Annotated in this window: 18 protein-coding genes; 5 read left to right on the plus strand and 13 right to left on the minus strand. The window is 38.1% G+C overall.

Going from position 1 to position 21412, the window contains the following annotated elements:
* Positions 1-20: 20 nt before the first annotated feature.
* From ACOKFD_RS18930 to ACOKFD_RS18950, 5 genes are all read right to left on the minus strand, one after another.
* Positions 21-1283: a DUF819 domain-containing protein gene (locus tag ACOKFD_RS18930; RefSeq protein ID WP_422859317.1), complete on the minus strand. Its 1263-nt coding sequence runs from the start codon at positions 1281-1283 to the stop codon at positions 21-23.
* A gap of 39 nt (positions 1284-1322) precedes the next feature.
* Positions 1323-3521, minus strand: coding sequence for a DUF5916 domain-containing protein (locus ACOKFD_RS18935; protein ID WP_422859318.1), 2199 nt, complete (start codon positions 3519-3521; stop codon positions 1323-1325).
* A 205-nt stretch (positions 3522-3726) separates the two neighbouring features.
* Positions 3727-4005 (minus strand): TIGR03643 family protein, encoded by a 279-nt coding sequence (locus ACOKFD_RS18940; RefSeq protein WP_299000947.1) that lies wholly within the window; start codon positions 4003-4005, stop codon positions 3727-3729.
* A gap of 18 nt (positions 4006-4023) precedes the next feature.
* Positions 4024-4584 (minus strand): alpha-ketoglutarate-dependent dioxygenase AlkB family protein, encoded by a 561-nt coding sequence (locus ACOKFD_RS18945; protein WP_422859319.1) that lies wholly within the window; start codon positions 4582-4584, stop codon positions 4024-4026.
* Positions 4585-4622: 38 nt separating this feature from the next.
* Positions 4623-5495, minus strand: a complete 873-nt coding sequence (locus ACOKFD_RS18950) for an AraC family transcriptional regulator (protein WP_422861042.1) — start codon at positions 5493-5495, stop codon at positions 4623-4625.
* 208 nt (positions 5496-5703) lie between these two features.
* On the opposite strand from ACOKFD_RS18950, the gene ACOKFD_RS18955 reads away from it, so the two are divergent.
* Entirely contained in the window at positions 5704-6084 is a 381-nt protein-coding gene (locus ACOKFD_RS18955; protein WP_422859320.1) for a hypothetical protein, read from the plus strand.
* 44 nt (positions 6085-6128) lie between these two features.
* On the opposite strand, the gene ACOKFD_RS18960 is transcribed toward ACOKFD_RS18955, so the two are convergent.
* From ACOKFD_RS18960 to htpG, 6 genes are all read right to left on the minus strand, one after another.
* Positions 6129-6764, minus strand: coding sequence for an MOSC domain-containing protein (locus tag ACOKFD_RS18960; protein ID WP_422859321.1), 636 nt, complete (start codon positions 6762-6764; stop codon positions 6129-6131).
* A gap of 41 nt (positions 6765-6805) precedes the next feature.
* A complete protein-coding gene (locus ACOKFD_RS18965; RefSeq protein ID WP_299000965.1) occupies positions 6806-7216 on the minus strand; it encodes a hypothetical protein in 411 nt (136 codons plus the stop codon).
* 2 nt (positions 7217-7218) lie between these two features.
* Entirely contained in the window at positions 7219-7407 is a 189-nt protein-coding gene (locus ACOKFD_RS18970) for a hypothetical protein (protein WP_299000968.1), read from the minus strand.
* 190 nt (positions 7408-7597) lie between these two features.
* Complete coding sequence (locus ACOKFD_RS18975) at positions 7598-8701, minus strand: helix-turn-helix domain-containing protein (RefSeq protein ID WP_422859322.1); 1104 nt, start codon at positions 8699-8701, stop codon at positions 7598-7600.
* A 114-nt stretch (positions 8702-8815) separates the two neighbouring features.
* Positions 8816-10165 carry a hypothetical protein gene (locus ACOKFD_RS18980; RefSeq protein ID WP_422859323.1) on the minus strand — a complete coding sequence of 450 codons (1350 nt, stop codon included), beginning with the start codon at positions 10163-10165 and terminating at the stop codon, positions 8816-8818.
* Positions 10166-10258: 93 nt separating this feature from the next.
* Positions 10259-12145: a molecular chaperone HtpG gene (htpG, locus tag ACOKFD_RS18985; protein WP_422859324.1), complete on the minus strand. Its 1887-nt coding sequence runs from the start codon at positions 12143-12145 to the stop codon at positions 10259-10261.
* 329 nt (positions 12146-12474) lie between these two features.
* On the opposite strand from htpG, the gene ACOKFD_RS18990 reads away from it, so the two are divergent.
* On the plus strand, positions 12475-13131 hold the full coding sequence (locus ACOKFD_RS18990) for a TetR/AcrR family transcriptional regulator (protein ID WP_422859325.1): 657 nt from the start codon (positions 12475-12477) through the stop codon (positions 13129-13131).
* Between the two features lie 3 nt (positions 13132-13134).
* Positions 13135-14445, plus strand: a complete 1311-nt coding sequence (locus ACOKFD_RS18995) for an ABC1 kinase family protein (protein ID WP_422859326.1) — start codon at positions 13135-13137, stop codon at positions 14443-14445.
* A gap of 4 nt (positions 14446-14449) precedes the next feature.
* Here the strand turns inward: ACOKFD_RS18995 and ACOKFD_RS19000 are convergent, their stop codons facing one another.
* Positions 14450-16903 carry a prolyl oligopeptidase family serine peptidase gene (locus ACOKFD_RS19000; protein WP_422859327.1) on the minus strand — a complete coding sequence of 818 codons (2454 nt, stop codon included), beginning with the start codon at positions 16901-16903 and terminating at the stop codon, positions 14450-14452.
* A gap of 236 nt (positions 16904-17139) precedes the next feature.
* Here ACOKFD_RS19000 and ACOKFD_RS19005 point away from each other — a divergent pair, with 236 nt between their 5' ends.
* Complete coding sequence (locus tag ACOKFD_RS19005; RefSeq protein WP_299000984.1) at positions 17140-18147, plus strand: beta-ketoacyl-ACP synthase III; 1008 nt, start codon at positions 17140-17142, stop codon at positions 18145-18147.
* Positions 18148-18690, plus strand: a complete 543-nt coding sequence (locus ACOKFD_RS19010; protein WP_422859328.1) for a pyridoxamine 5'-phosphate oxidase family protein — start codon at positions 18148-18150, stop codon at positions 18688-18690.
* A 96-nt stretch (positions 18691-18786) separates the two neighbouring features.
* Here ACOKFD_RS19010 and ACOKFD_RS19015 read toward each other — a convergent pair whose 3' ends face one another.
* A complete protein-coding gene (locus ACOKFD_RS19015) occupies positions 18787-21246 on the minus strand; it encodes a TonB-dependent receptor domain-containing protein (RefSeq protein WP_422859329.1) in 2460 nt (819 codons plus the stop codon).
* Between the last annotated feature and the right edge of the window lie 166 nt (positions 21247-21412).

Genomic DNA, 21412 nt, shown 5'->3' on the forward strand with positions numbered 1-21412 from the left:
TTATGTTTTAGAGAGGTGTATTACATCTGGGAGGCCACTTCCATGAGCAGCGCACAAATATAGGCTCCTGCTGTTCCCACCACATAACCAAATACAGCAAGTAAAATGCCCACAGAGGTTAAAGAAGGATGAAATTCTGCCGCCACAACAGGTGCTGATGCCGCCCCACCTACATTTGCTTGACTTCCTACAGCCATAAAAAAGTAAGGCGCTTTGATAAGTTTAGCCACCAGAATTAATAACAGCGCGTGGATAGAAATCCAAATAAAACCAACCGCAAGCAACCCTGGATTTTCTAAAACCCTGCTCAAATCCATTTTCATCCCAATAGTGGCGACAAGTATATAAATAAACGTACCACCAATTTTACTTGCGCCGGCTCCTTCATAATTTTTGGCCTTAGTGAATGAAAGACCAATCCCTATTACCGTAGCAAAAACTACCATCCATAAAAACTTGGAACCTAAAGATGACAGGATTTTTTCTTTGTTTCTAACTACTTCGAATGTATTTTCTAAAAATTCAGCAAAGTGATGTCCTAAAAAATGAGCTAAACCTACACCAACAAAAGCATAAAACAGCATCATAAGAAAGTCGTGCAGAGAAGTTACCCTTGCAATTTTTGCAGTATGCTCTGAGACTTTCACCTTAAGGGCCTCGATGGATGAAGTATCAGCTTTTAACCAAGAATCTATCTTCTTGGTCTTACCTATACCAAGCAATAGAATGGCCATCCATAAATTGGCCATGACAATATCAACCAGCACCATTTTAGAGAATTCCTTGGGATTGTATTGAAAAACTTCTAGCATGGCTGCTTGGTTTGCACCTCCACCTATCCAGCTACCAGCAATGGTGGACAAACCTCTCCATACTGCATCAAAATCTGCTCCCCCGACTGTTTCCGGAGAAAAAATAGATACCAATAGAATGGCTATAGGCCCACCTATGACAATACCTAGAGTTCCTGTAAAAAACATAATGAGTGCCTTTGGTCCTAGACCAAATATGGCCTTAAGGTCAATACTTAGGGTCATCAAAATCAATGCAGCAGGCAGTAAATATCTACTGGCAACATAGTACGTATTTGAAGCTTCTTCCTTTATAAGTCCGGTGCTTGCCATTATTGCAGGTAATAGATAGCACATCAAAACCGTGGGTACAATCGAATAGAATTTTTTCCAGAATCCTTTTTTTATTGAGGAAGTATAGAAGACAAATCCTAGGCAGAGACAAAGGAGTCCGAAGATAATGGTGTCTTCGGTAAAGGGTAGTTCATTCATTCCTTGTTGGTTTCTTCAAATATAGAAAAATCAACGCGTCTAAATATTCAACCAATAGGTTAGCCGTAGATTTATAGAACGGTTTCTTGGCATAAAATCTTCAACAAAGTAGTTGTCATTATAAACAATGAACAAATCGGACAATGGCGCAAAACGCCATTGTAGTCTTGAGTTGATACCGAGATTATCTTGTTGATTACTATATTGAATGGTGTTCGACCAAAAGATGGACTTGCTAAAGGTAATGTTGATTTGCGGACTCACTAACCAGAGATCCGCATCAGGGAAGGGGTCTGGAAGCTCAATACGGTCGTAATTTAAATTAAGAGATAGAAAAAACTTAGGTTGCAACCTGAGGTTGAAAGAGCTTTCAAGTGAAAATCGAGTACCATTAAAAAAATCTCCATAACCCGGTTCAATAGAGTAGGAAAAAACCCTTCTGGGGTCAGAATCAAAGTTAAACTCAAAACTTGTGTAGTAATAACCCACATCAGCAGGTAATTCAGCTGCACCGTCGGTACCTGTAGGGTCAAAGGGCTCGTCCAAAAAAGTAAACCTATTGAACATTCTAACGCCAAACTGTGACTGGTTTTTGAACTCTGCTCCCCATCTACTGAAAATGGTGTAATCTGTATTTTGGTAATCGAACGTTGGTCTCCAGATAAAGTTTGGAGAAAAACGAAAGCCGTGGGTGTTTATTTTACCCTTTTTAGGCCAAAAGTTATACTCTATAAAAGGTCTGGAAATAATTACATCGGTTCGTCTTATGAACCCTAGGTCTGAGCGAAAATCGTTACCCACATAAGAGTTTCTAAGACCAAAATTTATATGTCTGGAATTATAGAAAAGATCGGCGCCTGCAGAGCTGCTTTCATTTCCGATTTCTGGAGCAAACGATTGGTGATAAAAGAATTTACCCACCCATGTATTGTCAGATGAGGCCAGATTGTAGTCCAAGCCTAAAACCCTATTATAGCGATCGGTATCCTCTAAGAATTCGTAATCACCAAAAGTTTGTCTGTTTACAAATATGAAACTGAGGTTGGAGCGGGAAAACATTTTCTTTTGTAGGGCAAAGACTGTATTGTTGTTACTCGCTATTTCATTGGCCACATCTTCTTCCGTTTGAAGATTTAAAAAACCCAATCGCCAATCCTCATCCAATTTTCCACTAAGTCGAACACCTCCTATGATACCATTTTCTACCGATTCTCCATCCAAATTTTCAGCAATTCCAATACGTCTGGAGAAAAAGGGATTTGCATCCCTTTCGCTACCAAATGTTCCGAAAAGGTCGTTATTGTCTATAAAAAATTGCCGTCTTTCAGGCAGGGATATTTCAAATCGGGTAAGGTTGGTAAAAATATCGTCTACCTGAACATTGGAAAAATCAGGATTTACGGTGATATCTAGATTAAGACCATTCCCAATAGCTACCTTGGCATCACCACCAATGGCCACATTGTTTAGATTTTCATCAGCTTCAAAATCCTTTTGCGAGAGTCCGTTAATGTAAGGTATCAGGGCCAATGGAGTGCGAGATTTGCCCAAGGGTTTTTCAAAGACCATATCTCCCATAAAAGCGAGATTGAATATAAACTGATTCTGGGGTATCTCTGCCCATGTACTGGTTTCATTGGTCTGCATGTCAAATCGGTAGCTATTGAAACGCCATTTGGTCTCACCTTGCTTAAACTTAAAAGAAGTAAGGGGGATAGCCATTTCACACACATAGCCTTCATCAGTGATCTTTGCTTCGCCACGCCACTTAATGTCCCATGAGGTAGTAAACCCACTTAACGAAGTCCCTCCATTGGAAATAAGAGCCTCTCTTCGTACCCCGTAAGGGTTCATACCAAATAAAAAGGCATTCGTGCCATCGTTGAATGTGTCGAACAACAGGCTGATATTGTCATTGCCACCCGCTCTGTAGTCACGTTCCAAAGAGGGGATTATATAGTCATCACCTTCAGCACGAAGTGTTATACCAATATATAAAGTGGTACTGCTGTACAGCATTTTGATATCGGTCTGCTGAATCGCTAAGATGGAATCGGTAGGAAAATATTGTTGAAAATTATGGGCACTTTCAGCAGTTTCCCAAATGGATTCGTCCAGAATTCCATCAATTTGAATGGGTTGATTAATGAACTTGACAATAAATTCTTTGGAAGATTCTTGGGAGGATAGCAGAAAAGGTGAGGCAAGCGCAAGTAATATCAAAAAATATTTTGACATGGATTAGTTTGAATTAGCTGGGCAAATTTAAGGGGAAGCTTAGTTAAAAAAATCCCAAATGTTTTGAACTCTCCGCTAGAATTTAAGATTCTTTTAAAATGGAGGATAAGTTGTTGGCATCATTGTGGTTGAATACTTACAGAGCTAGAAAAGAATGAATTTAGAATAAATAAAGAATTAAAAGATTTACTCGGAGCTAACTAGGCTATCTTTTTGAAATTTTATTTCCAGTGATTTGCCGTTGCATTTTACATTTAAAACGATTGACATCATCATTTCTCAGTTTGGCGTGCTTTGTACTTCGCCCTTGAACCCGTTTTCTCCACATTTTAAAACTACTACGCTTCATTTCTTTACGCATAAGCTCAATAGTTTCTTGTTCGGAAATTCCAAATTGATAGGTTATGGCCTCAAAGGGGGTTCTGTCTTCCCAGGCCATTTCAATGATACGGTCAACATCCCGTTCGGAAAAATTCTTTTTCATGCATTGCAAAAATACACTTTACTTAATAATCCGAAACGTTAAGTTGATTCGCTCTTCCACTTTTTTTGCGGTTTTGGCAATTTGATGTTGCCAAAAATGTTGGGTTTGCCCCCGCATTAATAACAGGCTACCATGCTCTAATAGTATTTTGTGTTTTAAGCTCTTATCAGACTTGTGCCGCAAGTGAAAAAACCGTTCCGCACCCAAGGATATTGAGGCAATGATAGGATTTTTTCCAAGTTCTTTTTCATCATCAGAATGCCAGCCGTTGCTATCTTTTCCATTTCGATATAAATTCAATAGACAAGTGGTGAATTCAGTATTCGCTTCATGGTCAACCAAGTTTTTAAGCTGTTGCAATTTATCGGTAAATGCAAGGGATTCCATGGTAATATTGGAATAGGAATAGTTCTTTCCATTGTTGGAATAAAGTGCCGTCAACCTAGGCTGTGCATATACTTTACCAAATACCTTGATATCATCTTGTCGCCAAGGTGTCTCCTTTCGAAGGATATTGAAATAGTCATCCGCTTGCTTTTCACTCAGAAAATTGGGATGGTACCAAATTTCACTATCCATTAATCCCAAGTTTCGCTTCTCACTAAAGAGCTGCATAGCTATTGAAGTACTGCCTTTAGTTGGTTTCTGTATTCAGATGGATTCTGCCCTGTAAACGCCTTGAAGGATTTATTGAAATGGGAAAAATTGTTGAAACCACTTTCATAGCAAACCTGGGTAATGCTTATAGGTTGTTCGGCCAATAGTTTGGATGCATGCACCAATCGATACTCATTTACAAATTGGGTAAAGGTCTTATTGGTTATTTTTTTAAAATATCTGCAGAACGAAGGAACTGTCATACTAACAATATCGGCAATTTCATCTAATGTAATTTCTTCCTTAAAATGTGCTTTCACATGGTTGAACACTAAGTTGATACGGTCATTGTCCTTTATTTCGGTTTCCATAGAAAAACCTTCGGCGTTCAGTACTCGCATATCATCAGAAGTTGCCAGTAGATTTAGAATGTTCAAAATGGATAGCAGACGTTGAAAATCGGTCTGATATTCCAATATTTCCATTTTTTCTCCAACCTTCATCTTTGTCTTACCATGAAAAGCTATACCTCCCTTGGCCACTTCAAACAGCTTTTGAATGTTTTTCATTTCTGGAATATCAAAAAAATCACTTCCCAGGAAATCATATTTCATTTGAACGAGGGTTTCACTCTTATTTCCCGTCAATTTATCCGTAAATCCACAATGTGGTAGGTTTGAACCTATCAAAATAAGGTCCCCTTCCCTAAAATAGGAAACGTGACTCCCTATTTGCCTTTTTCCGGACCCACCGTTAATATATACCAATTCCAACTCTGGATGATAGTGCCACCCATTGTTCTTATTTTCCTTATTGGCGCTAAACTTTTGATATGTAAAAGAGTGCCCAAAACTTGGTGCAATTGCTTCAAAAGCAGGCTTTTGTAATACCATCCCCATTTTTCCTTTCATAGTATAAAAGTATATGTTGGTTGAATAGATAATCTATGCAAAATTACCAAAAAACTATGCTATTTTATCATTAATACTTTGTTAACACATCAACTAGGTTAAAATTGCATAGATATTTGAAAAGATGGTTGTGTTTTTGTACGGAGTTCCAAGGTAGTTTTGTCTTGTAATCTTAAAAAAGCGAAACGTTATGAAATCAATTCTTAAATCGTTTACAGTAGCTGGAATCTTAATAATCTCTGTAATGGGGTTTGCAAATGGACCAGCATTGAAATTTGGTAAAAAAGGAACAGCAAAGGCAGAAGTTGAGAAAAGCTTGATTGAAGTTACGTTGGATCCTGTTTTTGTAAAAAAGGGAGACAAGTTAATGTTGAACTTGTTGAACTTGACCCAAGGTATTGTACTACTAGAGGTATATGATAGTGAAAACCGCTTGGTTTACAGTGAGAAAATTGAAGGAGAAGTTGTTGTTGAAAAGGCCTTTAATTTTGAAAAAGCTTATGAAGATGAGTACACTGTAGTTGTGGTGGACAAATTGGGTACGTATAAAGAAACTATGAATATAAAATAGTTGTTTAGTTAATTTCAGTTTGAGAAGCCCCGTTTGGGGCTTTTCTATTTTAGAAACTTTTTTAATTTTTCTCTTTTTCTCAACGGGAGGGCATCATTTTCAACAGCTAGTCGTAGTAACTCCTTATCTTTTTGTCGCGAAAAGAGCAAATTATAAAATTGTTTTATAGTCAAAGGGCTTTCTGATTCTTCAAAAAGCTCCAATGTGTCACCTTTCTCTACTTGACCGGTTTCAAGTACACGAACATATGTGCCAGGACAAGCATGTTCAATAAATTGGCCTAAAATATCTTGATTGCCAAATCGATACCCTAATTTATAGCATGGTTCCCGGGGTTGGGTTATTTGGAGAAGGGCTGAGCCCAACCTGTATTTGCTTCCTATTTTTAACTGGGCTTCATCCAGACCTTCAACTGTTAAATTTTCTCCGAACATGCCCCATTTCCAATCCAAATTTGGATATTTTTCTTTCCAATACGGGTAGTTGTTGGAAGAAAACAAATAGCATGCCTTAAAGATACCCCCGTGAACTCTTCGGTCGGCAATGGTATCATCTTCAACAATTTCTTGCTGCAAGGTTAGTGCTTGGTCAACGGGATATTTGAAAATACCTGTGGAATGTGTCTCGCCGTTCCATTCAAAGAAAACGGGCTTGGCCAAATTGGTACTGATAACTTTCATGCCTTGAAGTTACTAAACTGGCATGTAGTTTTTCATAAATTCTAATGATTTAATTGGATTTTCACTTCTGATTGATACCTAAATTCTAGAATGTATAATTTTAGAATTGAATCTCCGATGTTTTCTAAGTCATGAATATAGTTTGCCTGATCGGGTTCCATGTATTCAGTGTCCCCTTTCTCAATTTGAATTAACTGTATTTTTCCACTTTTACAACGGGATATAGCTAAACCAGAGGTGAGACATACAAAGCTACAGGGAAAATGATGTTTTCGAAAAGGGATTCGCTGTTTGGGCCATAATGTGATGTCCCAAAGTCGCGAAGTCCCATTTTCATAAAGGAGTTTTTGCCCTAAAGAATCTCCAATATCATTTTCATCATTCAACTCCCTTATTTTCTCAATGTCCCATTGGTCAAAGTTACCTTCGGGATTTAATTGCACATATTTCATTTTCACTTTTTTAAAGTGACGTAGATAACATAGAAAGACACCACCACGAGCAGTGGTAAAAGCATCAAATCATATCGCACCACTAGGGAAGGATTGATTTGTAACCAACTTTGGATTTGGATTTCCCACATCACAAAACAGCCCCATATTACGGCCAAACACAACCAGCTAATATATTTTGATAAATCCATTTTTAGTTTTGAGGCGACAAAGGTTCAACAATAGCTGGGAATGGCAAGGAATATCTGCTGGTTTTAAGTTCGGAATGCAGACTTACGGACAACATAATTTAAACACGACTTCCTTTTTCTTAAGGAAAAAGAAGAGAAATCTATAAATGAACTCAACATTACCTATACAGGACACGGTGCTCGACGAAATTTATGATGCCAGTTTTTCTTTGTATCTGCTGGGTGTAGTGCCGGTGATTTTTTTAAAAGCCGTATAAAATGCACTTTTGCTCTGAAAGCCTACTTCGGTTCCAATACCTTCTATACTTAGGTTATCGAGGCTTCTATCTGAAAGCATCTCCCCGGCCTTTTCTATTCTATACCGGTTGATATAACTATTGAAGTTTTCGCCATTCACCTTGTTGATTGCCTGTGAGATTCGTTTTGGATGCACTTTTAAAGGCTCAGAGATGGCAACTATGGTCAGGTTTTTATCCATAAAGACTTCTGATTCCTGTAGGTATTTGTCAACCATCTGTACCAACTTTCTTTGTTCATTGGTTGCTGGTAAAGAAACCGTTTTTGTTTCGTCAGAGTACGTTTCTGAATCATCTTCGGATATGAGAGAAACCACATCTTGTTGCATTATACCATGAACGGAGGCCCAATACAATATAAAGACATTGTAGCCTGCGTAAAAAATCCGGTAAGGCGGGGAGTTTTCCACAAAATATCTAACAAAATGAAGTGCAAACAATATGAAACCAAAAAATACAAAACGCTTTACCCACAAGAATTCCTTTTGCTCAATTTGGGAGAATTGGTTTTTCACTTCTTCAGAATGCCTGTTAATCAAGCGCCACATATAGACCAACACAGCAGTGGAATACAATAGACCTATCAAAAAAATAGGCCGGTACCAAGCGGCTTGAACAATTTCCAGTTTGGTTTCTACGGGTAGAAGAAAAACAACGATTTGAAAAAGTAAAACCGCTAAACCGGGATAGATGTGCCAATAGCGATTACCGTTACTTGAAAAAATGGAGACTTTTTGAATGTACACCAGAAAAAGGGAGGCCAGAAGCCATTCACCAGGTCTTGGCAATACACTCAATTTGGGGTAGTATTCCAAGATATTCATATCGTTTAGGATGATAGGAACAAAACAGTAGGCGTAGGTCAGCACAAAAAGACCCAGAAAAAGTGTAGAGCGGTCTTTCCTCTTATTGGTATAAACCAAAATGGAACCGAGTATTACACCTTGCAGGCAACCAAAAATATCGATGATGGAAACGATATTGTAGTTAATCTTCATTTCATCCTTTTACCTTAAAAGATAAGGATTTGTCGGGAAAAAACTGTAGTGCAAAACTTACTTTTTAAAGAATCGAGAAAAAAGCAACTATAAAATTGAATGCTACATGCGAAATCAATTGGAATTTTGGTCCCTGTAGTAAAAGAATGGAACTGTGCGCACCATAAGCTTTGTAGTATCGCCTTCATCTTCTATTTTTTTACGAACGAGCTTCAGAACATGCTTTCCTTCGGAGATACTATCCAATCTAAGATAGGTCTCAAAGCCAAGGTTTTTCTTTTTATCTGTAGTCAGCAAAAAATCACCATCAATATCTAAACTATCTATTTTAAAAGAATAAATGAAATTGAAAGTTTCCATGTACTTTTTCCGAATACTATCCTTTTGTTTTCTGGAAGTGATTTTATCACTCCAGTCTGTGTTGAATACTATGCTGGTTTTCAAACCCCGACGGTCGTTTTCGGGTTTTAAAGATTCCTCAAAAGAAAAAACCCGTTCTTCAAACTTCCCTGTAAAAGGCATAAAGACTTGTAAATATCTTTTGGTAATAACTTTGGATGGTATTACAATATCTCCAGGGTAGTCTTCGTCCTCATCTAGCATATCCATATAATTCTCGCGATTTGCGAAAATCTCTGATGAGTTTCTTTCCTTGTCCCAAAAGTTTGAATTTCTGTATTCAATAGATGTCAAAAAAAAAATAAGTAGATAGATTGGGGTTAAAAGTAAAATTAATCGCTTCCCAAACTTATGGTCTAAGAAATTATATACCAAGGGTCTATAGAGAAAGGATAAGGTAAGAAAACTGAATACCCAATAGATAGGAAAGTAGACTTTAGCTACCCATTTGTTTCTTTTTAAAAGTCCTTGGGTGATAAAATCAAAAAATGTCAGCAACATTCCAAGCACCAAAAATATCATCAATGCGCTGCCAACTCCTTTGGAAATCCAACTGGGCAAATAATCATTGTCAATAATAAAATTGGCCACCAGAACCATTGACACGATTACGCAAGTAATAGCAAGAACATAAAAAATCAGTAAAAAGGATATGGCAAAAAGGACACTGCAATAATTTTCCAGACTCGCTATATAGCGGTCAAAAGAAACGATTCTCTTTTTTAGATATGCCTTAAATCTTTCATTGTACTTTAACTCATCAAAATCAATATCACCAGAAACATACCGAAGACCAAGTGCACCAATCCATAAACCTCTGAGTATAACATGTAGCAATAAATTGAAGAGTAGGATTGAACAGGCGATCAAGGTTACATTGTGAATTACGAAACTATAGATTTGCTCCTCGTTCCGCGCATTGATCATGGACGTCATTATGGGGTCGTAAGCAGTAAAAAGACCAAAAATGGCGAACCCCGAAATAATGAGTTCCAACTCCCAACTTTGTTGTTGTAGAGAATCGAGCAGCTTCTTAAAAGAGGGACTTTTGTAATCGGTACTCATTTTTGGTGGTTTTGGTTTCTGAAAAATAAGGTTTTTAACAAAAAAAACCGCCCTTTATTAAAGAACGGTTTTGTAATCTATTGAGAGTATAGATTATTTTATCATCTCATAACTGCGTGAAATGAAATTGGTAAGTTCTTCTCCTTTGAGCAAACCTTTGGAAAGCCTAGCCAAATCTAAAGACTGGTTTATTAAACGTTCTCTTTTCTTAGCCGTCTTGGTATTCAAGATTTCACCCACCAATTCGTGATTGGTATTAACAATCAAATTGTACATTTCTGGCATATTGCCCATGCCAAACATACCCCCGCCACCGGTCTGTTGCATTTCCTTCATTCTCCGCATAAACTCGGGTTCTGTAATTATGAAAGGTGAAGATGAGCTATCCATGGCCTCCATTTGGATGGTATATCCTTTTTCAGAAATCACTTTTTCCAGTTCTTCTTTGAACTTATCCTTTTCCTCATCAGAAAGTTTGGAAATGGCCGTATCTTCCTTTTTGATAAGATTGTCAATATGGTTGGCATCTACTCTGGCGAAAGACAACTTTTCCTTGGAGGTCTCTAATTTTTGCATCAGATGTGATACGATAGGCGAATCCAATAAAAGAACTTCATATCCCTTGGCCTTTGCAGCCTCAATATAACTGTGCTGAGCTTCTTTGTCCGAGGCATAGAGTACTACCAATTTGTCATCCTTATCTGTTTGATTGTCCTTAATAGTGTTTTCCAACTCCTCATAGGTGTAAAACTTACCATCTACAGTAGGATAAAGCGCAAATTTGTCTGCTTTTTCGAAAAACTTATCCTCAGAAAGCATACCGTACTCAATAACCACTTTAATATCGTTCCACTTTTGCTCAAAATCCTTGCGGTTGTTTTTGAAAAGGGATGTTAATTTATCCGCTACCTTTCTGGTGATGTATGAAGATATTTTTTTGACCGCTCCATCTGCTTGCAAATAAGAACGCGACACATTCAAAGGAATATCCGGTGAATCTATAACACCTCTTAACATAGTTAAGAATTCAGGAACTATTCCTTCTACATTATCGGTTACAAAAACCTGATTTTGGTATAGTTGAATCCTATCCTTCTGAACGTTGAGGTCATTGGTCAGTTTTGGAAAATATAGAATACCTGTCAAGTTGAAAGGATAGTCTACATTTAAATGTATGTTGAACAAAGGCTCCTCAAATTGCATGGGATACAGTTCTCTATAGAAGGATTTGTAGTCTTCATCATTTAAATCATTGGGCTGTTTTGTCCATGCTGGGGTAGGATTGTTGATAATGTTGTCTACCTCCTGTGTTGGTGCCGGATCTTCCTCTTTTGCATCTTCTGGTTTGGGCAGAGTTTCTGTTTTAGTTCCAAACTTTATAGGAATCGGCATAAACTTGTTATACTTGGTAAGTAGCCCCTGTATCTTGGAGTCTTCCAAAAATTCTGTGGAATCTTCAGCCACATGCAGAATAATCTCCGTTCCTCTTTCTGCCTTTTCCGTTGGTTCCAATGAAAACTCTGGAGAACCATCACAAACCCAATGTACCGCCGGTTCGTCCTTAAAACTTTTGGTAACGATTTCTACTTTGTCCGCTACCATAAATGCTGAATAGAAACCAAGTCCAAAATGACCAATGATTCCTGCATCTTTTCCTGCATCCTTATACTTGTCCAAAAACTCTTCAGCACCTGAGAAAGCAACCTCGTTGATGTATTTTTTTACTTCATCCTCGGTCATACCAAGTCCTTGGTCAATAATATGAATACGTTTATTATCCTTATCAACCTTAACTTCAATCATAGGGTTTCCATATTCCACTTTGGCCTCACCAATGGAAGTAAGGTGTTTTAGTTTAAGGGTAGCATCCGTAGCATTGGATATTAGCTCCCTTAGAAAAATTTCGTGATCACTATAAAGAAACTTCTTGATTAGAGGGAAAATGTTTTCTACCGAAACATTTATTTTACCTGTTGCCATTCTATAAATTATTTACTTTTTGACTTTTCTATGGACAAAAAAAATACCATTCACGCTAATATGACAAACTGGCACTTTATGGAATTTAACAGGTATTTGTAAAATTTAACATCATTTTGTTTATTGATTATTTTGAAAAGCTAAACAAATAGTTATATTTGTAGTGTTATAGAAAATTGCTATGAACTAGTATACTATAACGAGTTTGTTTATTTATTGGTTAGGTTGTTGAGAACGCACTTTCGCCCGAAAGTGCGTTTTCTTTTTCTTAAATCCCTATTGAATCTGTTCCAATAATTGTATTTTTGTTTAAACATAAATCTGAGACTATGGCAAGTGGAACATCAAATAAATTAAGTGAAGAGAAGATTATAGGTTGGTTTACGGATACGGTGTTGGAACATGAGGTGGTACCTAAATCAATTTATAAGTTTTGTAAAGCAAACAAGATTAAGGAGGAAGAGTTCTATCATTTTTTTGGCTCCTTTGAGGGATTGCAACAAGCGATTTGGGAACGTTTTTATGAAAGTACCGTTAGTGTAATGCAGAAAAATGAGCAGTATGATGCTATGACCAACGAAGAAAAGATGCTGACTTTTCTCTTTACTTTTTTCGAAAACCTTACTCTTAATAGGAGTTACGTGCTTTTTGTGTTGAAGCATTATAAGAATGCAATGGAAAATCTCGCTCAATTAAAAGGCCTACGAAGAAACATAAAGGATTTTGCCACTGGACTAATAGATGAACGCAATAGTGAAAAGAGTTTAAAGATTTTAAAGCAGAGTCCACAGCTGTTTTCAGAAGGGGCATGGATTCAGTTTTTGTTTTTATTGAAGTTTTGGATGGATGATACTTCTGTTGACTTTGAAAAAACCGATATCGCCATAGAAAAATCGGTAACTACCATCTTTCAGGTGTTTGATAATAATTCCCTTGAAAAAATAATAGACTTTGGGAAATTCCTTTACAAAGAAAATTTTGCCTAGCCTATGAAGACATTGGATAGTATACCCACCAGTAAAATTGAAAGAGCTGGTAAGTTGGTGAAAACAGGAGTGAAGATAGGGGGGAACTATGTCAAATATTACGGCAAAAAGCTTGTAAACCCTGAGGTTACTAAGGAAGAACTTAACGAGAATAATGCAGAGGATATTTATGATGGCCTAAAAAGTCTAAAAGGGAGTGCCCTGAAGGTAGCTCAGATGTTGAGCATGGAAAAAAACCTTTTGCCCCGCGCCTATGTGGAAAAGTTTTCACTCTCCCAGTTTTCTGTACCCCCATTGTCAGCTCCCCTAGTACGAAAAACCTTTAAAAAATACTTGGGTAAATACCCAGAAGACATCTTTGATTCTTTTGAAAAAGATTCTATCAACGCGGCAAGTATAGGTCAAGTTCATAAGGCCAAGAAAAATGGTAAGGATTTGGCGGTCAAGATTCAATATCCCGGCGTTGCCGAGAGCATAAGCAGCGATTTAGCTTTGGTAAAACCAATTGCCACTAGGATGTTTAATCTTAAGGGTAAAGATTCTGAAAAGTATTTCAAGGAGGTTGAAAACAAATTGGTCGAAGAGACCAATTATATTTTGGAATTAGAGCAAAGCGAGGAAATTACCCAAGCCTGTTGCATTATTCCGAATATTGAATTTCCAAAATATTACGAAAATCTCTCCAGTGAACGTATCCTTACTATGGACTGGATGAAAGGAAAGCATCTGAGTGAGTTTGCCAAAACTGATTTTGATGTTAGCACAGGAAACTCATTGGGTCAAGCCCTTTGGGATTTTTATATGTTCCAAATCCATAAGTTGCGGAAAGTTCACGCAGACCCGCATCCGGGTAATTTCTTAGTGAGTTCAAACAATACCTTAATTGCTATAGATTTTGGGTGTATCAAAGAAATTCCAAATGAGTTTTATGAACCTTATTTTGAATTAGCCAAGGAGGAGAACATAAGCAATGATGCCATATTTATGGAGAAATTGTATGAATTGGAGATTTTAACGCCAACCGATTCCAAAGAAGAGCTTGAATTTTTCAAAGCGTTGTTTAAGGAAATGCTCACTTTGTTCACTTCGCCCTTCAATAAAAAAGAGTTTGATTTTGGCGCTGATGACTTTTGGAACAGGATTGCCGATTTGAGCGAAAGATATTCCAAGGACGAACAGATACGAAAAATGAATGGAAATAGAGGTTCCAAACACTTCTTGTATATGAACCGTACTTTTTTTGGGCTCTACAATTTACTGCATGACCTCAAAGCGGTGGTACAAGTAAATGATTTCCGGAAATTTTTAAACTGACATCTTACCTGTCCTTACCCAAGGTTTTTTTGGGTAGTAAGGGTTTATCAGTTTTTTGTTTTACATATTTCTCAAGCCATTGGTCTTGCTCCCATAGCAAGTGAAGAATACTTTCTTTTGCTCTATAACCATGACTTTCTTTAGGTAAAATGACTAGTCTTACTGTTGCGCCAAGTCCTTTAAGGGCGTTGAAATAACGCTCACTCTGCATGGGATAGGTGCCAGAGTTATTGTCTGCTTCACCATGGACCAAAAGTAAGGGTGTTTTCATTTTATCGGCATGCATAAACGGAGACATGGTATAATAAACTTCTGGAGCTTCCCAATAGTTTCGTTCTTCGCTCTGGAAACCGAAAGGTGTCAACGTTCTGTTATAGGCACCACTTCTAGCGATTCCGGCCGCAAACAAATCAGAGTGTGAGAGCAAGTTGGCTACCATAAACGCGCCATAACTGTGACCGCCAACAGCAACTCTGTTTCTATCTATATACCCCATTTCATCCACAGCATCAATCGCTGCTTTGGCATTGGCCACTAGTTGCTTTCTAAACGTATCATTGGGTTGCTCATCTCCTTCACCAATGATTGGGAAAGCAGCATCGTCCAATACCGCATATCCTTTGGTGACCCAATAAATTGGTGAGCCCCAAAATGGATACGTAAACTCATTTGGGTTTTGGGTATTTTGAGAGGCACTGTTCTTGTCCTTAAACTCTCTTGGGTATGCCCAAAGAATCATGGGTACCTTTTCCTTGGATTCCTTGTTATATCCAACTGGTAAATAAAGGGTGCCGTTCAGTTCCAACCCATCGTCCCTTTTGTAGGTAATCACTTCTTTATGTACATCTTGCAGGCTTTTGAACGGGTTTTCAAAATTGGTCAACTGCACTGGACCTTTTCGTTTGATCAAACTCTTGTAATAGTAGTTTGGATATTCGTTGGAAGACTCAATTCGAACCAGCAATTCATCTTTCTCGGTATTATAATCCACCAGGTCTTCCTTTTTACCTTCTAGTTTTGAAGTGTATAATCGGGTTTTTTCCAAGGTGGAAAGGTCCATTTTATCAACAAAAGGAAACTGGCCTTCTTTGGTAAAACCATCTCCTAACAAATAGACACTGTTGCCATCCATAGCCAGAACATCGGTACCATACTTGTTGCGTTTGGTGACAAAAGAACCAGGGTCGCTATATACATCTTGATAGTTTCTGTCCTCTATAATCTGTGGCTCTTTGGAAGCATTTGATGGATTAAAAAGATAGCCTTTAAGATTTCTGGTATTCCACCAATAATCATAGGCAATTGCCATATTTTCATTGCCCCATTCAATCTGATAATACCTATTCTTTAATTTAAGAAGGCTTTTACCTTGGTCATTGAATGGTGCCTCAAGCTGAAATACTTCATCCCGATATTCCACTTCATTTTCTGGGTCACCTCCATCCAAGGCCTGCACATAAATAAGAGATGCTGCTTTGTCATCACGCCAAGAAACGGAACGCATCCCCATACGAACTGCCATAAATCCTTTGGGCAAATCTTCAATTAGTGGTACTTCCAATAAGTTGGATACCAAGGTGCCATCCGAGTTGTATATGTTGGTTTTGGAGGGGAAGCGATAGTAGGGTACCAAATAGGAGAAAGGTTTGTCCACATGGGTAACCATCACATAGTTGCCATCTGGCGAAAAACTGATGTTGCTATACATGGCCGCCTCTTTCCATTTGGTCATACTCCCATCCAATCCAACTTTGAAGAGTTCGGAACGTGCCAATTGTTCAAAATTGAATTCGTCATTGGGGTTTTTCAATAAATCTTGATACGTTCTATTCTGTGCTTTTTTTCCATCATTGGAAGAAATGGTAGGACCGTTGGGTACGGCTTCCGACACATTAACCAATTCTTGTCGGTCATTGGGCAGCATTTTTACTAAAATAGACTTTCCATCCTTAAACCAATTGATTACGTCTCTCATATTGGCATTTACATTGGCGTTGGTCAATCGGGTAACTTCAGCTTTTTTCAAATCCAATACCCAGATTTCAACTCCTTTGGAAGTCGTATTCGTTACTGCTATCATAGATTGGTCTGGCGACCAATTAAAGTTGGCCAAACGTGAATTTTCTGGGAGGTTCTTTACCTGAATCACTTCATCACCGCCAATTTCCTGTATTTTGATGTTGTTGTAATAATTGGTTCGACTGCCAATATTGGTTTTTGGATTTATCCGTAGGCCTGCCAAACGCAGTTCTTTTTCCGAAAGCTCGGCTATACTCTTGTAGTAATCCCTGTATAACAAAACCATATACTTGCCATCATCACTAATACGAACCGAAGGAGCCAAAGGAGCATCTACAAGCTCTAAAATTTCTTTTGAGGGCTTCTGGTAGGTGAGCTTTTCTTGTGAAAAACCAATCGTGCCTATTAAAAAAAGCAATAATAGTCCTGTATGTTTCATGATGTTCATTTTAGCGTTCTGCATTGAGAATAGTTACCTTTAAAAGTACAATAAATCCTTCATTTTAATGATCGTTTATGGTTTATGAGCTGCTAAAAAAAGTATGAAGCCTCCAATATGTTGTGGATTTGAAAATTGTTTTTGGTTTTTTTCAGGAATCTGCAAAGAATATTAGTTAATTTACCCAATATTGAGAACTATAGAACCAAAATTGTAATACAATAAAGGAAGAGATTATGTACAATTCAAAAATAGCTGGACTCGGATACTATGTACCCGAAAACGTGGTGACGAATGACGATCTTTCCAAAGTAATGGATACCAACGATGAGTGGATTCAAGAACGGACGGGGATCAAAGAAAGAAGACATGTGGTTCGAGGTACGGATACGACCACATCCATGGGAGTTAAAGCCGCAAAAATAGCTATCGAGCGCGCTGGGATTGATAAGGATGAAATTGATTTTATAGTATTTGCTACGTTAAGTCCGGACTATTATTTTCCCGGACCTGGTGTTTTGGTGCAGCGAGATTTAGGAATTAAAACGGTTGGAGCTCTAGATGTTCGGAATCAGTGTTCTGGATTTGTTTATGCTGTTTCCGTAGCAGACCAGTATATAAAAAGTGGTATGTACAAGAATATCTTGGTCATTGGCTCTGAACTACATTCCCATGGTTTGGATATGACTACGCGAGGTAGGGGGGTTTCGGTGATTTTTGGTGATGGTGCAGGTGCTGCTGTTTTAACACGTGAAGAAAATACCAGTAAAGGGGTACTTTCCTCACACCTACATTCAGAAGGTCAACATGCAGAGGAACTTTCATTAATAGCTCCCGGAATGGGGAAACGATGGGTCACTGATATCTTGGAGGAAGAAGACCCAGAAGATGTTTCTTATTTTCCTTATATGAATGGCCAGTTCGTTTTTAAGAATGCGGTGGTTCGCTTTAGTGAAGTAATCATGGAAGGTCTACAAAAGAACAATTTGGGGCCTGGTGATATCGATATGCTAATTCCTCATCAAGCCAATCTGCGTATTTCTCAGTTTGTTCAGAAAAAGTTTGGTCTTTCAAATGATCAAGTATTCAATAATATCATGAAGTATGGTAATACCACTGCGGCCTCAATTCCTATTGCATTGACTGAAGCTTGGGAAGCGGGTAAAATAAAAGAAGGGGATTTGGTTGTATTGGCTGCCTTTGGTAGTGGATTTACTTGGGGCAGTGTTATTATTCGTTGGTAAATGGGAAGGCAACTTAATCAATTAACTCAACCTTTAATTGATTTTATCCAGAACCAAAAGCTTTTCTTCGTCGCTACCGCCATGGAAGGAGGACGTGTCAACGTTTCTCCAAAAGGATTGGATTCACTCAGGGTCATTGATGAAAAAAGGGTGATTTGGCTTAATCTTACGGGCAGTGGCAATGAAACGGTCATCCATTTAAACAATAAGAACAGAATTACCCTGATGTTCTGTGCTTTTGAAGGCGACCCTATTATTCTAAGACTATACGGAACAGCAACGTCTTTTAAAAAGGAAACAGACTTTTGGAAAAAAAATATCTCTCTCTTTCCAAAAATACCAGGAAGCAGACAGTTGATTGATGTTGAAATAGACAAAGTACAGGTCTCTTGTGGTATGGGTGTTCCCTTAATGGAATACAAAAAACAACGCCAATCTTTGGTCGATTGGGCCGAGAATCAAGGTGATGAAGGCCTCAAAAAATATTGGCAAAAGAAAAATACAACTAGTATTGACGGATTTACGGATTCGTTTGAACCATAAAATAAACCCCGCCTGATTCATCCGTCAGAACGGGGTTTTTATGATAAACCTTGAGTGACTTACCAACCAACACTCAAACAAGGAATATCACTTTTCTTATAGAATACCTCCGCTGGACTTTTTGGTATTGCTATCTCTTCTCTTACGTTGCTTGGCACGATTCTTTCCACTACCAAATCTATATGAAAGACCTACATACAGGGTTTGGCTTTCCCAGTTGAATTGCCCATTTTGGATATAAGGGCGTTGGCCTTCAAACTCGAATCGCATGGTATTGAAAACATCATTGAAGTTTGCACTCAACGTTCCCTTACCTTTGGCAAAACTGTACCGTGCTCCAAAATTTACAAAGTACATGGGCTGCATCTCAAATTGAATGTTTTGATTTTGACCACGATAGAATCCAAAGAGCTGCAAAGTCAACTTTTTGTTTACAGTAAAGCTATTGTTCATCCGAAGATTCCATGCCGTGTTATCTACTTCAACATTTTCCGTAACGATATCATCTTCTGAAGCATTACTTGGGTCACCTCCGGCTAAACGTTCAGTAATACCCCGCTGGGTTTGACTGAACATATCAAAACTTCCGTTAATGCTCCACCATTTTGTTGGTTTGTAGTTTGTTGAGATCTCTACTCCATAGGCTGAGGTATTATTGAAGTTGTCAAAAGTTAAAATCAACTTGTTAAAGTCCAACCGGTCCACAAAAACCGCCCTATTGATTTCATCCTCAATGGTTCTATAGAAAACACCTGCTGTAAGACTTCCTTTTTTCAACCGTTTGGTAAAATTAAGCTCGTAAGAGTTTGTGAATTGAGGAACCAAGCTAGGATTCCCGAAAGAAGAAATCAAAGGTGTTGCAAACTCCCTTATTGGGTTTACCTGTTGTAGCCCAGGACGATCTACCCTTCGACTAAAACTTGCTTGCAGTTGGTCTTTTTCATTCACATTGTAAGTCAAAAAGGCAGAGGGATAAATTTGGGTATAATCATCCGTAAAAGCTCTTACCTGATTGGTGTCGGCGATTACCTGCACATCTTCTAAACGAGCCCCCACTTGATACGACCACTTTTTATAGCGTTGAGAAAAAGTGACATATCCTGAATAGATGTCCATGCCATACACAAAATTAGTAGAGGGTGTTGGCACCAAATCTCCATTGGAGTTAAAAGAAAGACCCGTAGAAGAATAGTCCACATCCGTTTCAAAGTAACGGGCTTCTACTCCCACCTCTAACTTAGAAATGGAATCCAAGGGATTTACATAATCTAAATTGATAAATGTTTGGTCTCGTTTGGTGTCCACAAAATCCATATAATCCGGAAATAGGGTCGCTCCTGTCGATGCAAAGTCGGCATCTTCATCATCTTCAAACCGATTATGGTCTATTTCCAATTCAATATTATGTCCCTCTTTGGCAAAGTCCAGCTTATAATCAAAATTGTATTGCTGGCTAAGGTTGTCATTGGTATTATTGAAGAATTGGATTAAATCCCGGGTTGGGTCTAAATTATAGGTAACGTCTGTGATGCCAAGTCCTTCTCCATTGAAATAGTTTTGATTTGTGAATACGGAAAGCGTATTCTTTTCATTGATGTAAAAATCTACTCCTATTTTATATAGATGCGATTCATTGTCGTTGAAGAAGTTAAAATCCTGTAGGGAGTTTTCATCTTCCCTAAAAATGAAACCATCATTGAAATAATCACCAATATTGGTTCCATAATTACCATAAAAATTGAATTTTCCCACCTTATAGTTTAAATCCAACGAGGCGTTATATTTTGGGCGAATTCCTTGGGTGTACCCCAAATTTATATTTCCATTAAAGCCCATGTTGGCATTTTTGTGCAAAACAATATTGATGATGCCGCTCATGCCCTCAGGATTGTATTTTGCAGATGGATTGGTAATCAACTCAATGGATTTAATGGAAGTTGATGGAATTTGTCTTAATAACTGGGCTACAGGTACGTTGGAGAGTTTTCCATCTACCATGACTCGAACATTGGAGTTGCCTCGTAATGAAAGCTCACCTGTTTGTGCGTCAACATTTACAGATGGGATATTGTTCATGATTTCTGAGGCAGTGGCACCAGCGGTTGTCAGATCTTTGCCCACATTGATAACTTTTCTATCCACCCGCTGCTCAATAGTGGTGCGCTCGGCAACCACTTCAACTTCTTCTAGTTCTTGTGTACTTTCCATCAAAGTGATGGTGCCCAAGTCTACTTTCTTGTTTTTCTTTGAGATTTCAAGTTTTTGAATGTGTGTCTCGTACCCTATAAATTGAACCTCTAGGGTAAAAGAGCCTTCCGGTAATTTTTTTATTTCAAATTTCCCGTCTTCCGTCGTTATTCCACCAGTAATTGTTTCTGTACCATCTTCAGACTTGATTACAATTGCAGCATAGGCTACCGGCTGTTTTTGCGCGTTGTCAATCACGGTGCCTGTTATAGAACCTATTTTGAGGTCAGTGTCGTTTTCAGTCGTTAGGGGATAGGTGTAAAATGTACTGCAAAAAAGCAGCACAAAAAGAAATACATTTCTTCTCATGAGTTTGTTCGTTTTTTGGATTGATTATCCGATGATTGATGATACCTACTAGACGATTAATTCAGAACGATGTTACGAGATGTATTTCTTTTAACATTTTTTAACAAAGACGAACAGTCTAAGATTTTGTAAGTAAAGTGATTGGTAGTGGACAAAGGACTGGAAA

It is taken from the genome of Flagellimonas ulvae (genome assembly GCF_049333175.1).
Classification (GTDB): Bacteria; Bacteroidota; Bacteroidia; order Flavobacteriales; family Flavobacteriaceae; genus Flagellimonas.